At 36.8% G+C, this 13230-nt stretch carries 16 protein-coding genes; 2 read left to right on the forward strand and 14 right to left on the reverse strand.

Features of this window, described 5'->3' with window-relative positions:
- Positions 1-249, forward strand: a 249-nt coding sequence (locus BLS20_RS10015) for a transposase domain-containing protein (protein WP_143010235.1), incomplete at its 5' end; no start/stop codon positions are given.
- A 63-nt stretch (positions 250-312) separates the two neighbouring features.
- Here BLS20_RS10015 and BLS20_RS10020 read toward each other — a convergent pair.
- From BLS20_RS10020 to BLS20_RS10085, 14 genes are all read right to left on the reverse strand, one after another.
- The gene (locus tag BLS20_RS10020) at positions 313-855 is read right to left on the reverse strand and encodes a PIN domain-containing protein (protein ID WP_090174238.1); all 543 of its coding nucleotides are present in this window, start codon (positions 853-855) and stop codon (positions 313-315) included.
- The gene (locus BLS20_RS10025; protein WP_242870575.1) at positions 848-1579 is read right to left on the reverse strand and encodes an ImmA/IrrE family metallo-endopeptidase; all 732 of its coding nucleotides are present in this window, start codon (positions 1577-1579) and stop codon (positions 848-850) included. The genes BLS20_RS10020 and BLS20_RS10025 overlap by 8 nt, the downstream gene beginning before the upstream one ends.
- Complete coding sequence (locus tag BLS20_RS10030; protein ID WP_090174239.1) at positions 1566-1916, reverse strand: helix-turn-helix domain-containing protein; 351 nt, start codon at positions 1914-1916, stop codon at positions 1566-1568. Before BLS20_RS10030 ends, BLS20_RS10025 begins: the two co-directional genes overlap by 14 nt.
- A 188-nt stretch (positions 1917-2104) precedes the next feature.
- Positions 2105-2692 (reverse strand): SprT-like domain-containing protein, encoded by a 588-nt coding sequence (locus BLS20_RS10035; protein ID WP_090174240.1) that lies wholly within the window; start codon positions 2690-2692, stop codon positions 2105-2107.
- Positions 2670-3098: a hypothetical protein gene (locus BLS20_RS10040; protein ID WP_090174241.1), complete on the reverse strand. Its 429-nt coding sequence runs from the start codon at positions 3096-3098 to the stop codon at positions 2670-2672. The genes BLS20_RS10035 and BLS20_RS10040 overlap by 23 nt, the downstream gene beginning before the upstream one ends.
- Before the next feature lie 96 nt (positions 3099-3194).
- The gene (locus BLS20_RS10045; protein WP_090174242.1) at positions 3195-3608 is read right to left on the reverse strand and encodes a single-stranded DNA-binding protein; all 414 of its coding nucleotides are present in this window, start codon (positions 3606-3608) and stop codon (positions 3195-3197) included.
- A 71-nt stretch (positions 3609-3679) separates the two neighbouring features.
- On the reverse strand, positions 3680-4042 hold the full coding sequence (locus tag BLS20_RS10050; protein WP_090174243.1) for a hypothetical protein: 363 nt from the start codon (positions 4040-4042) through the stop codon (positions 3680-3682).
- A gap of 9 nt (positions 4043-4051) precedes the next feature.
- Positions 4052-7549 carry a DNA polymerase III subunit alpha gene (locus BLS20_RS10055; RefSeq protein ID WP_090174244.1) on the reverse strand — a complete coding sequence of 1166 codons (3498 nt, stop codon included), beginning with the start codon at positions 7547-7549 and terminating at the stop codon, positions 4052-4054.
- Positions 7550-7581: 32 nt separating this feature from the next.
- Complete coding sequence (locus BLS20_RS10060; RefSeq protein ID WP_090174245.1) at positions 7582-8139, reverse strand: HNH endonuclease; 558 nt, start codon at positions 8137-8139, stop codon at positions 7582-7584.
- Positions 8140-8187: 48 nt separating this feature from the next.
- Positions 8188-10308 carry an SF1B family DNA helicase RecD2 gene (gene recD2 / locus BLS20_RS10065; RefSeq protein WP_090174246.1) on the reverse strand — a complete coding sequence of 707 codons (2121 nt, stop codon included), beginning with the start codon at positions 10306-10308 and terminating at the stop codon, positions 8188-8190.
- Positions 10308-11348, reverse strand: a complete 1041-nt coding sequence (locus tag BLS20_RS10070) for a hypothetical protein (protein WP_090174247.1) — start codon at positions 11346-11348, stop codon at positions 10308-10310. Before BLS20_RS10070 ends, recD2 begins: the two co-directional genes overlap by 1 nt.
- A 4-nt stretch (positions 11349-11352) precedes the next feature.
- Entirely contained in the window at positions 11353-11544 is a 192-nt protein-coding gene (locus tag BLS20_RS10075) for a hypothetical protein (RefSeq protein ID WP_090174248.1), read from the reverse strand.
- Positions 11545-11614: 70 nt separating this feature from the next.
- Entirely contained in the window at positions 11615-12184 is a 570-nt protein-coding gene (locus BLS20_RS10080) for a sigma factor (protein WP_090174249.1), read from the reverse strand.
- 207 nt (positions 12185-12391) lie between these two features.
- Positions 12392-12616 carry a hypothetical protein gene (locus BLS20_RS10085; protein WP_176762369.1) on the reverse strand — a complete coding sequence of 75 codons (225 nt, stop codon included), beginning with the start codon at positions 12614-12616 and terminating at the stop codon, positions 12392-12394.
- A gap of 25 nt (positions 12617-12641) precedes the next feature.
- Here BLS20_RS10085 and BLS20_RS10090 point away from each other — a divergent pair, with 25 nt between their 5' ends.
- Positions 12642-13226 (forward strand): DUF6037 family protein, encoded by a 585-nt coding sequence (locus BLS20_RS10090; RefSeq protein ID WP_090174251.1) that lies wholly within the window; start codon positions 12642-12644, stop codon positions 13224-13226.
- The last annotated feature ends 4 nt before the right edge of the window (positions 13227-13230 follow it).

Genomic DNA, 13230 nt, shown 5'->3' on the forward strand with positions numbered 1-13230 from the left:
ATCCGTGGCTTCTGCATAGGCAAGAAGAACTGGGTGATGATTGATACTGTTGCAGGCGCTAAGTCCAGTGCAATCGCTTACAGTATTGCTGAAACAGCAAAGGCAAACCACTTGAAGCCTTATGAGTATTTCAAACACTTACTCACAGTAATTCCTGATCACATGGATGATACGGATCGAAGCTTCCTAGAAGAACTTCTTCCTTGGTCAGATGAATTACCAGCTGAGTGCAGAAAACCAATGAAGTAAATGTCACGACTACGGGCGTGACTTAATTAAAAGGAGGTACCGGTGGTTTACCGGTTACGTTCTCTATTGATGAGTACTCAAATAATGTTTAAATGTAACATCCCCAAGTCGTCTACGTTTGGCTAACATAGACTGCCACATATTTTCAGCATCTTCTTTTGTTATAAGTTTTTTGCTGTACGCTTCTACCATAATGTCAGCCGTTGTTGTATACTTCAAACCATATTTCTTTATATATTTAAGAGTATCTTTAAAGTTGTTGCTTGCTAAAATACCGTTGTATTCTTTGGCAAAAGCTATACATGAAGCCTCTCCTTTTCCGATTATCGGCTCTCCATCAGGGGGATTTATTGCTAATTCCATATATAAAGAATATTCTTCGCTATCCACTTCCATATCAATAAGAAGTGCATCACCCTGCTTTATCATTATATCAATTCGTTCTTTTAAAACAGACGCTTGTCCTTTTCCTTGCGAAAGTTCATTATATACTTGTTTTGAAATTGCAATTCTATGCTTATATAATGAGGTAATTATACTTGTGTCGTTTATCCAAAGAAATGCCGAAATGCAATCAGTATCGAAAAATAATGTGTTATCAGTCAATTATTTCTCCTCCATCTGATGTTCCGTATACTATATCCTCTCGATAAGCAGTAAGTAAGTACTCTTCATATTTGCCGTATGAAATTTTGTTTTCATTTAGCATTTTTTCAGCATTTATAATATATTTTCCATATACATAATACCGTTCATTTTCAGGCAATGGATTGTATAATGCTTCGTTAAATCCAGCCAATCTAGCCGACTGTTTTACATTACGTGAAAACAGCTCCAATTCATCTGTGTTTATTTTTTTTTCAGACAATAGTCGATATAACAACGCTTTGCGACTTACCTTATAGTATTGTTCTAATTTCACAATATCGTTTATAGTTATTGGAACTTTTATATTATCTAATGCAGTCTGTGGCATAAGGAAATATGATGCAAACAAATCAGCTTTCTGTTCATTTAATTCTTTACTTGTAAAATTAGTGCATACAAATGATTTCATTCCGTCATCGAAATACACATGATATAGTTCGTGTGCAAGTGAATATCTTTGCCTTCCTATAGTCATAGCTGAATTTATAACAATAATGTTGGTGTATGGGCATTTTCTGCAATAGCCTGACATATGTTCACTCATTGGATGCATTATTAACGTAATGTTATCCATCTGTTGAACCATAGCAAAAATATCAATAGGTGAATAGGCATCTTCCCCTAGAAGATGTCTTAATGTTAATGCCTTATGTGCTAATTCAAATTTATCAATTTTTGCCATACAACACCTCATCCATTTCAATTTGGTTTAAGATAATAGCATTTATATCAGCAAGAATGCAGTTATCCTCAAATGTTAATCCATCAGTTCTAAATGCGAGCTTACCTTTAGGCGACACATCGTTTGATGTTAATAAATCCTTTACAGGGCAACAGAAAAGTCTTGCAAGTTTTTCAAGTGAATCTGAACTTATTATTCGTTCGCCCGACTCGTATTTTGATACCATACTTTGGTCGATTCCTAAAAACCTTGCAACATCACTTTGAGTCATATTCTCAAATTCACGGATTTTTTTTAAGTTACTTCCCAAAAGCTTGAAATCAACCTTTTTATTCATAAATTGTTTCTCCTTTCTTTGTTTTTTGTACTTATATTATACTCTTATCTTGTCATAAATTCTACATAAACGTTGTCATTTTTATGACAAAATGATAAAAAAATAAAATCCACCCTTGCCATTTTGAGCAATAAGCTCATGGTTTGGGTGGATTTTTCAATGTCTCAACTTAATGACATTGACTCTTATCAAACCTCCTTTAAGTCATCTTGCGAGATTTGCTCGAATTTCCCACCACATCTTGCACATTTGTAGCGAGATGGGTTTTTCACGAAATTCGTTTTCCTTTTATAGCCTATTGCATTTTTACACTCTTTACATCGAAAGAGATATTTGTAACCTGCAAAGGCTTCTTTCTCGGTCAGTCCTTTGTCTTTGTAACTAGACCGAGTTGTGATGTGAAAGCCATATTTTTGATTTAACAAATTTGCTCTTGCTTTCCACACCTCACCATGATTATGACACCCTTCTGTTGCGTGACACAACTCATGAAGTAGCGTTTCAATGATGATTCTTTCATCGCAATACAAAAGTCTTTTTGAAACGCTTATCTTATTCGAAAAAATGCCATTATGTCTATGGTGATGGCATACTGCCCACCCCGACATTTCCTCAATGCCAACTTCATCTGCAATTTCTTCAAAAGGAAACGCAAACGGCTCGCACATTTCTTTACTCTCTTTAAAAAGCTCCTGTAGTTTCTCAAAAGAGCATGGCTCAGATGATGATGAAGTTTCTGCAAAATCCGAAAAATTAAACACTAATTGTTCGTACATTCTTCATCACCCCCCCTAAATCCTTTGTAGCAGTTTCTAATAGAACTTTTGTGAAAGATTCCCATTTTTTCAAAAACTGCTCCATCTGTTCTTGCTCAAAAGCAGTGTTTTGGGAAGTCTTTATCATCAATTTTCCATCTTCAAAGACGATGGCAGGTGATATTTCAAGCACAACAGATGTCGTACTATGAAATGGGTTTGTTACCCGTTCTGCAAAAGAAAAAGCATCTTCTCTTGCATTTTTCAGTTCGAAAGGCTCTTTTCTTGCGTACCCCATGAGCTTCATAAGATAACACGCCTCGCCTACTTCTTTTTCTCTCTCTTTTAACCTAGAGAGTAGAATTTTGTTCTTTGAAGCGGAATAATACATTCTTTTTTCAGCTTCTTTGATAATTTCTTCAAACATATAAAAGCCTCCTTTTTTTAGACTAATTATTTCTTTCATTTTCTAAGTACATAAAAAAAAGAGCCGAAGAAAATATCTTCGACTCCCTTTTAAAAATTACATTTCCCAAGGAAGGGTTTCTTCCTCGGTGTCAGGTACTTCTGCCTGACTTTCGGCAGGGGCTTCTGCCTTAGTAGAAGAATCAGAACTTTTCTTGCTTTCTGCAAATTCCTGCTCCTCTACGACAACATCAGTTGTATAAACTCGCTGCCCTTCCTTGTTCTCGTAAGAACCCGTTTGGATTCTTCCGACTACGGCGATTTTCATGCCCTTGCGAAGATATTTCTCCGCAAATTCTCCTGCCTTGCCAAACGCAATGCATTTGATAAAATCGGCGGTCTGTTCGCCGTCTCTCTTGAAACGACGGTCAATTGCTAGAGTATATCTAGCGATACACATTTGCTTCTCGTCCTGTGTCCATCTTGACTCAGCATCGTTCGTTAATCTTCCCATGAGAATTACTTTATTCATACTATTTTCCTCCTTATAATGCCTCTGTTTTGAGGCTTGTTATTATTTACATCTCATAAGTACATCAAAAATTACGACTCATTTTCTCTCTCCTGCAAAAATTCAATAGCCGTTTGTTTTTTCATTTCATCAGAGTATCCCTTTTCGGTTTTATCCAAAGATGCTAAAAACTCATCAAAATCATCATCTACCACATCTTCTTCAAAAACATTTCTTGTGAGTTCCTTCTTTGAGCCACACCACGGACAGAAGTTATATTCGTCATCAAAGACTTTATAGCAACTCTTACAACAAGTGACAGGCTTTTTGGCATTTACAATGCTTTTCGCCTCGTCAGGAGATGGAATTGGAATATCATCTACTGCTCTTGTAAGCCGTGTCAGGGCTAAAAAATTCTTTACTCTCTTGTTAAATACTGTCTCTCTTTTCTTCATGCTTTTTTTCTATCCTTTCATAAATAAATTTCGATGGTTTTTCTTAAATCTAGGATTCACAGTTATATGAATCTTCGATTCTCCAAAAACCTTTTCTAAATCAGTTAAAATTGTCGTTTTTGCATAAAGCCCGCTTCGTTCAATGGGATAACTCTTTTTCATTTTTGCGTCATAAAAGAAAAGTCCACCATGACCTGCTCCCTTCTTTCCTTCTTTTCGGGCTTCTTTAATCGCTCTTTTTTCGTCTTTTGTTAAATCACTTCCTTCAATATACACATCACACGGAATATCCGTAATTGGATAAATTTCATCTGCAATCACGCATCCTCTGTCTTTATCCGCTTTCCCTCGAATGATAAGAGCACGGTTTTTACTAAAACAAGTAGCTACATTGTCATATAAATTAGGGAAAACGGTAACAGAAAATGTTCCAAAATCATCTTTTAAGTCAAGAAATGCCATTGCTTGCCCCTTTTTTGTGATAATTTCCTTTTTGGTAACTACCGTTCCTACAATAATCTGATAGCCTTTTTTTGATAAGAAATTACCGCTGTGAGCCGTCCTCATAGTGTTTTTCAAAAAGGCGTATTCATCAATCAAACTTCCTGAAAGACAAAGCCCAAGAGCATCTTCTTCTTGTTCAATTTTTTTAGAAAGTATCCACTCTTTTTTGCCAAGTGGAGTCATTTTTTCTTCTTCTCCGTCAAACAAGGTCATTTGAGCAATGTTGTAATTTTTCTTTTTCTTGTGTTCACTATGGTACGCAGCGTATTCATATACACCGCTTCTTGACACTCCAAGATAATCAAAAGCCCCTGCCTTTGCGAGAGATTGTATTTGTGCAAGCGAAAAACGATTGCCAAATAACCATTTAATAATAAAGGCGGGTGTTTCGCCTGTCGGCAATTTTTCAATCATCTTTGCTTTATCACGAGATATATCGCTGACTCCACCAAGTGCATAATAAATTCCGCTTTTTGTTGGATAAAATCTGTCCTTTGCTTTGTCGAGTCTAGGGGAAAACAAGGTAATTCCAAGTCTTTTTGTTTCGTTTAAATAAACCTTCTTTTTGTCGTTATTGTCAATTACGCTTGTCATAAGGGCTGACATATATTCATTTGGATAATAGTATTTCAAATATGCGGTCTGATAAGCTAAAATCGCATATGCCGCCGCATGAGATTTATTAAATGCATATTTCGCAAAATCAATCATATCGTCAAAAATCTGATTGGCAATCTCTTTTGAGATTCCTCGTTTGATACAACCGTCAATTTTGTTTTTCACAATTTTATCCCCGTTTTTATCAATGACAAAATTCCCTTTGTTATCCATCTGAAATTCAATCAGTCCATTTAAAAAGACTTCTCTTTCTTTTTTCAGCTCCTCCTCTTTCTTTTTTGACATCATTTTGCGGACAGAATCACTTCGCCCCATCGAATATCCTGCAAGGTCACGTACAATCTGCATAACTTGTTCCTGATACACAATAACGCCATAGGTGGATTTTAAAATTGGCTCTAACTTATCGCAAATATAAGTAATCTCTTTTGGGTTTTGCTTGTTTTTTGCATAGGTTGGAATAAAATCCATAGGACCGGGGCGAAAAAGTGCGATTCCTGCAATCAAATCATCAATGCAAGTCGGTTTAATGGAATCTTTCATGCATTTTTGCATCCCTTCGCTTTCAAGCTGAAAAATGCCTGTCGTTTTTCCTGTTCGTATCATTCGAAAGACATTTTCGTCCGCATAATCAATCTCTTTTAAGTTGATTTTTTTGTTATAATTTCGCTCAATGTCATAAAGAGCGTAGTCAATTGCGGTTAATGTACGAAGTCCTAAGAAATCCATCTTCAAAAATCCAAGTTCTTCTACCGTTGTCATGGTATATTGCGTTACATATCCCGTTTTATCGGCATTAAATGCAAGTGGCATATATTCATGAACAGGTTTGTCGCAAATAACAACTCCCGCCGCATGAACCCCCGTTTGTCTCGGAAGTCCTTCAATTAACATTGCATAGTCTAAAATCTGCTTAATATCACTTCTTTCCTCATAGGCTTTTGAAAGCTGAGGGGATTCTTCGATTGCCTTTTTAAGATTTTTTGCATCTTTTGGAATCCATGAACAGATTAAATTCGCAAGAGCAAAGCTGACTCCAAGGTTTCTTGCAGTATCTTTAATGGATTGTTTCGCTTTAAGCTGTCCAAAAGTTACAATCTGTACAACATTATCTTCTCCGTATTTTTCCTTGACATATTCAATGGTTTTGTATCTGTTTTCCATTGCAAAATCAATGTCAATATCGGGCATTGTTTTTCTGTCAGGGTTTAAGAATCTTTCAAAAATCAAATTGTAGTCAAATGGGTTTACATCCGTAATATCCATGCAATAAGAAACGACACTTCCTGCCGCACTTCCTCTACCAAGTCCAACAGATACCCCATTTTTTCTTGACCAATTGATAAAATCCCAAACAATAAGGAAGTATTCTAAATACCCCATGTTCTCAATAACATCAATTTCATAACGAAGTTGCTTTTTAGCTCTTTTTAAATCTTCAAATCTAAACTTAGAAAGACCTTCCTCGCAAATCTTTTCCAAATAACTTCTAACGGTATATCCACTTGGCACATCAAACTTTGGCATCTTGGTTTCGTGGAAAGTAAACGTAAGATTGCATTTATCTGCAATTTCTTGCGTTCTTTCTACAATGTCGTCATCAAATAATTCTTTCATTTCTTCTTCTGATTTGACATAAAACTCGTTTGTTCCGTAAGCGTGTTCGCCTGTTTCCAAAAAATTTTGTTTTCTTGCATTTCCAATTAAAATATCATGTGTTAGCACATCTTCTTTTAAGGTGTAATGCACATCATTTGTAGCAACAAGCGGGATATTTGTTTCTTTTGAAATTTCTTTTAATACTTTGTTTACCAAAAGCTCCTCATCAAGTCCGTGGTCTTGTACTTCAAGGTAAAAGTCATCCTTAAAGATGTCCTGATACCAAAGAGCCACTTCCTTTGCTTCTTGGATTCTGCTTTGACGAATTAGCATTGGAATTTCACCGCCAATACAAGCGGACAAGCAAATCAGACCTTTGGAATGTTCTTCCAAAAGCTCCTTATCAATTCTAGGACGGTAATTAAATCCTTCTTTATATCCATAAGAACAAAGATAAATCAGGTTCTCATAACCTGTCATATTTTTAGCAAGCAAAATCAAGTGATAATACCTAGTATTCTTTGGTTTTTCACTTCCATCAAGGTATTCTTTTACAGCCCCTTCAAAACGTGAAGTCGGGGCAATATATACCTCGCACCCAATAATGGGTTTAATGCCTTGCTCTCTTGCTTTTTTATAAAAATCAATAACTCCGTACATAACACCGTGGTCAGTTATCGCACACGCTGTTTGTCCGAGCTGCTTTACTCGCTTAATGTAATCATCAATTCGGTTGCAAGCATCTGCAATCGAATATTCAGTATGTGAATGTAAATGAGCAAACATAAAATATCCTCCTTTCTGTTACATAGCGTTTTTTACATAAAAAATCGACAAAATGAACAAATCATAATGATGGTTAAAATCAGTCTTACAATCCATCTTGTTACTTGAAATTTATAATGCTGTCCTAAATATCCTCGAACAACCCAAAGCCCCATGTTAGCGGATTTTGTGCGATTGCATCTTTTGCATGATGCCCCAAGATTTCTAACATCATTTACCCCATCAAAACCCTTTCGTTTTAATCGTCTTTGCACCCTTTTGCTCTTTCTTGCCCGATAAACAGGAATAATGTGGTCAACTTCTACTTTTTCTTTTTTTAAAAGCCTTCCACAATAAATACAAAAGTACCGATTTTTTACATCGGGCGGGTGAGCATCAAAATAATCTTGCCTGTAATGCGTTCCTCTATCAAACTTTGGTTCTTCAATTTCAAGTCGAAGGTGAAGTTTTTTTGCAAAACCTCGCATTGCATAGACTTCATCTAAATCAGCAGTTTCCTTTTTCCAATTTTTGCCATCCCATTTGAAACCACGCCGATGAATTTCCTCTTTTTTTGCATAAGTTCTGCCTTTTAACGTTAATTTGTACATAAAACCTCCTTTTGATATAAGTACACAAAGGACAATTAAAAAAAGAGACTACCTAGTAGCCTCTTTTAAAAGTTTCCCAAGATTTGAAAATCTTACGATTTCTGCACTCGGCGTACCAATGTATGACAAGGATTCCTTATCGCAAATCAGCACTACTTTTTTGGTAGCTCTTGTTACTGCCGTATACAAAAGCCTTTTTAGTCTCATTCCCTTAAATTCCTTTGTCCACGGAATGTAGACCTCTGAAAACTCACTTCCTTGCGATTTATGGACAGTCATCGCATAGGCAAGGGTTAGAGCGTCCAGCTCATGTCTTTCAAATTTTCGCAAAATCTTTGTTGAAAACTTTACGAAAATAAAGCCTTGTGCATCATTTATCTGTGTAATGACACCCATATCTCCGTTGGAAACGTCTTTATCGTTATTAAGATAAATAACTCTATCTCCAAGACGAAAAGTGCTTTTTCCATAACGAATTTCAGGCTTTCCCGCCTTTGACGGGTTGAACGCATTTTGCAGCCTTCCGTTCAGGTTTTGCGTACCAAGCTGAACCTTTTTCATTGGTGTAAGGACTTGTCTATTGTCAAAGGAAACCTTCGATTTTGAAAGTTCCTCAAACAGCACGCTCATTCCTTCTTCTTCACTTTCGACAAAGCGAATGGCAAAGTCTGACGCCTCATCAAGACGAAGCTCGCCTTTTCCCTTATACTCCAAAATCTTTGAGGCATTAGAGATAATGGCAGAGCCTTCCTTTTGTCTGAAAGTGACAGTCAAGGTGGTTGTAGGAACTGTGCCTGATAAAATCAGTTCTTCTAAAACATTTCCTGCGGAAACACTAGGGAGCTGATTTTTGTCTCCGACCAAAATCACGGTAGTGTTTACAGAAATTGCACTCATTAAAGAGGCAAATAACATCTGCGAACACATAGACGCTTCATCCACAACCACCAAATCCGCATCAATTTTATTTTGCGGTTCTTCGTAGTCGGAATGAATACCAAGAAGTGAATGAATCGTTCTCGCATCCATTTTGGTATTCTCGGTCATTCGTCTTGATGCTCGCCCTGTTGGAGCACAAAGACAAATTTTGGTTTGCGTAAAAACCTTTAAATACGCACACAAGAGTGTATTTAGTGTAGTGGTTTTTCCTGTTCCCGGACCTCCTGTAATAATCGAGAAGTTATTTTCTATGCCCTTTTTTATCGCTTCTTTTTGTGACGGGGCAAGAGAAATTTTCTTCTCTTTTTCAGCCTCTCTAATAGACTCTTTAACATTACAAAAAGTCTTTTGTCTTCGAAGCAGGGCAGCAATTTTAATTGCCGATTTCTTCTCTGCCTCATACAAATCTTTTCGATAGAAAAAGCCGTTGTATTCGGCAATTTCTTCTTCTAAGAGGCTTTCTCGCACCTTGTTTTTCAAGGTATCGAGTTTTTGCATATTTAAGCTCTTTTTATGACTCCCAAAAAGAATGTCATAGGACTTTTTAAGCGAAGTCTGCTTTTGCAAACAAACCTGCCCCTGCCTTTCCGCATTTTTAAAGGCTTGATGAAGTCCAGCCGTAATGCGAATAGGACTATCTTCCTGCCAAATAGAAGTTTTTTTGACTTTTTCATCTATCTGACGGAAGTTAATGGAATCCGCCCACAATAACAAGTATGGGTTCTTGCTAAGAGATTCCACGTTTCCTGAGAATCTCTTAAACGCTTCTTTCTCCTGCTTTTTTGATAATTCAAAATAACAAGAAAACGCATTATGAAACTTATAGCGTTCCATCTTGTTAAGATAAGCGTTTTTGATACCCTCTGCCTTGTCAAGGGTAATTCCCCTTATCGAGGCAATCTTTTTCACGTCTTCCATTGCGGAAAGACAAGGAAACTTGCGAACAAATTCGCTGATTCTCTTGTCTTTCATGTTCGGGAGTTTCATGTTCATTAAAAACGCCCGAACCTCATCTGCTCCTTGCGGAAGACGGATTTTAGCACTCGCTACTTCAAAATATTTTCCGTAGTGAGCGTCTTCTTTCCAATCTCCGCAAAGCGTGGAAAGTTGCGAAGGGATATTTTGCCCCTTCGCTGTGAAAAAATTATTATTCGTTACTTCTGTGGCAATTTGATATACCTCAGAAGAAAACTTCCACCCATAAAAGGTGGAATCTATTTGTTTTGTCATTATTTCCTCCTTTTTATACACAAAAGGTCGTCAATCCCTTTTGCTCCGTTCCATTTAAGCGGAACGAATTTATAGCCAAGTCTTGAAAAGACATCATAAAAGATATCTGTTGCCTTAGCTACTGTTTCCTTTTTGGGAACAACATCATTCCCCAATTTGTCCATATCAAGAGCCTCAAAGCATGCATCATAAGAATGATGTGCAAGGTGTCTTGATAATGGAGCAAGGTTAGTTACGCCTGCAATTCCTGCAATTGTGAACCGCTTTCGCTCCTCATCCGTTAAAAGAGCATAAGTTACATAGGCTTTTAAAATACCTTCTGTAACGATAAGCTCCTTGCCCTTTCCAAGAACAGTCATTGGTGCACCGCTCGGTGTTCCATTTGGTTTTCCTTTAGACGAAGCCCAAATGTATTTGCCGTTAATGATTTTTATCTGCATCCCGACAATTCTTCCTTCTTCATCAAAAGCAGGGCAATAATAGCCATCATGGATTGCTCCAAGTGCTAGTCTGCCATCTTCTTCAAAAAAAGGTGGAACACCAATAAACTCCCAAAGCGGAAGTTTTAAGGCATCAAATTCTTCCTTTGTCGGAACAGATTTAAACACCTTTATTTGCTCCTCATTCAAACCTCTACGGAGCAAATCCGCTTTATGCTCACTCTTAAGAGTGAGTTTATCTAGGTATTTTCTAAGAGCCTTATCAATGTATGGACTTGACTCTTTTACCGCACTTTTAAATGCGGGTTTTGAAAATACCAAGGGCTTTATTTCTCCCTCAGAGGCTCTCATGATTTTCCGATAAGCCTCTTTGGTAGAAATATTTGCAAAATCAGAAACAAGCGTTACAATGTTTCCGCTGTAATTACAACGAAAACAATGACAAAGACCGTTTCGATTCACGTTGCATTTACCCCGTTTCTCCGTCTGACATTCGGGGCAAGAAATGCTGATGGAGTCATTATTTTCGCTAAGGATTTTCATTCCATTCTCCTTTGCGATTTCAAATGCTCCGTAAATCTCGTTTTGGGTAAAACTCATACTCTTACCCCTCCTTTCTTTGAAGTGCACGATTCAGCCGTGCTATTTCCATAAGGGCGTTTTTATGCTCCTTTTCAAGAGCAAAAAGTTTCTCCCTTAAAATATTTCTTTCTTCGCAAACCGAAGCGTAGTTTCGTTTCAGCTCCTCTGTTTGCTCGAATTTTTTTATAGTCTCTTTTTTTCTTTTTAAATTCATGAGGACCTCTCCTTTCTTTTAAATAAGTACTCCTATGAAAAGAGCGGAGGAGAAAACCCCTCCGCAATTTCTATAATGCTTCAAACGCTTTCTGCTCTTCTTCATAGAAGAACTTAAGAGAGCGAAGTGCTCTCTCTAAACGCTTGTAGCCTGCCGCCTTGCTCTCGTCGTCTTTAAAAGGAATAATCCCTTTTTCAAAGTACTCCGCAAGAGCATTGACAGCTTCTTTTGGAAGCTTTCTTCTTGCCTTTGAGAAAGTTCCCTTAAGTGTTTCTAACAACTCCGTTTCGGAAAAATCATTAGAAATTTCACTTGCCCCCCCGCCAAATGCTAAGGCATTTGCCTCGACATAGGCGAGGGCTTCTTCGCTTGCATCATAGTGCACGGTACTTCCGCTTTCCGTACACTTCTTTTTGTTAATTGCAACAAGGTGGTTTCTCACACAAGTCGCAACATAAGACTTCCAATCACCTTTTTCAGGGTTGAAGCCTTTAGATGCTTTGACTAGAGCAAGGTAAGATTCTTGCTCGTAGTCCTCAAAATCTGCCGACAAAACTTTGTTCTGACGGCAAAAAACTCTAGCTACATTTTGAGCGTAGTTAATAACGCTCATATCCATTTCAAGATTTGCATTACCCATACAAATTCTCCTTTCTGCCCTGTTTTAAGGGCGAAAAACTTTTATTTTTTTCTATTTCTTCTTGTTGCAATATAAGTACATAAAAAAAGACATCTTATGATGCCTTTAAAATGAGTGAATTAATAAATGCAAAGAGAAACGACCACACCCCATACGAAGTATGGTCATTTTCTAAGCACTTATGTTATATTTAATTGTAAAGAATTATTAACAAGGGATAATACTTTTTACATCTCGAACAGTAAGACCGACCGTTCCAAATGGAAGTCCTTTATGAGATTCGTGTTGGCTTAAGTAAAATTCAACACTTATTTCATTATTATCTTGAATTACAAAATACATAGGCAGTAAAGTTCCTGTAAAAACATCCCCCTTTGTTGTTGTTATTTGCACAAGGTTTCCCTCTCGTGCAATTCTAAAAAAATCATTCATAAATAAAAATAATAGGAGAAAAATTATGAGTAAACTAACATTTCCACATCTTGATACTTTAATTCCCGACATGTCAAATAAAGGAATCTATAAAGAACATTTTGCCTTTAATTATTCTCAACAAACATTGGATTGCATTTTTAGTTTTAGTAATAATAGATATGAATTGCTTGTTGGGGTTCATGCGTTAAATTATGGCTTTGTCGTAACTATATATCAAAGTAAAAGTGGTTCTTATATTGCAGAAATAACAGACGACATTTATAACGAATTTTGTCGTGTATTGAACCTTTCGTATTGTGGAGATGGCTTTACTTCTAACACTCTCCTAAGCCTCCTTTCTTCTCATATCCCGCGGGTTTCAAGTGGAATAAAAATAACTTATGAAACAATGAGGCAGTATACTAAATGCCGAAAAGTTGAAGAGTCTGAAAAAATATACTTTAAAGGTTGGAATAACCATGTAAAAGACGGTAACACAGCACACAACTTCGATAAAACAGAATTTTATTTCGGCACAGAAGTAGCAAATTATTGTAGACAAAACAACATTAGCTCATTGTGGACTCATATTGACAGAAACCAAAAATTATATCGTAATCCTTGGTAGATTT

Source organism: Eubacterium oxidoreducens (assembly GCF_900104415.1).
GTDB lineage: Bacteria > Bacillota > Clostridia > Lachnospirales > Lachnospiraceae > Eubacterium_C > Eubacterium_C oxidoreducens.